This is a genomic window from Vibrio sp. Vb1980 (genome assembly GCF_033338615.1).
In the GTDB taxonomy this organism is placed as follows: domain Bacteria; phylum Pseudomonadota; class Gammaproteobacteria; order Enterobacterales; family Vibrionaceae; genus Vibrio; species Vibrio alginolyticus.
In genome coordinates this window covers 1-500 of the sequence record NZ_JAWOSZ010000201.1, presented here as the reverse complement: position 1 = coordinate 500, position 500 = coordinate 1, and the positions used below count along the sequence as shown (strand labels likewise).

General features: G+C 44.8%; 1 protein-coding gene. It reads right to left on the bottom strand.

The window, feature by feature from the left end:
- Nucleotides 1-26: 26 nt before the first annotated feature.
- The coding region (locus R7F64_RS24490; RefSeq protein WP_318072234.1) for a methyltransferase at nt 27-500 on the bottom strand (474 nt) is incomplete at its 5' end.

The window sequence follows — 500 nt, the reverse complement described above, 5'->3', positions numbered from 1 at the left end:
CTTGTGCTCTGTTTTCATTCTTTATACTAGCTTGCTTGGAGTTTTAATAAGGTATGTCCGAGGCCAATGTTGTCCGTTCTTTCCACAACAGAGAGACCTGCTGCTTCAACAATTTCTAGGAAATCATCACTACGGTAGAAACGGCTATTACCATTGGCTAGGCAGGTAAAGTAAAGCGAGGTGGCATTTAAGCTGTATGACGCACCCGCATATTTCTGCGCATCCCAAAACGGTTCGAGAACATAAACGGTATCGCCCGCGCTCAACTGCGCCTTCACTTTCTTCAAAATATTTAAAATTTCAATTGGAGAGAAACAATCTAAGAACTGGCTCATCCACCAAATATCGGCATGTTCAGGCAATGGTTGGGCTTTATCAAGCATATTGGCAGGATACGGATGCACGCGCTCGCTGAGCTGATTCTCTGCCACGTTAGACATCGCGACTTCCAGTTGCTGCGGCAAATCAACAATGGTCACATGCACATCTTTATCGTAGTT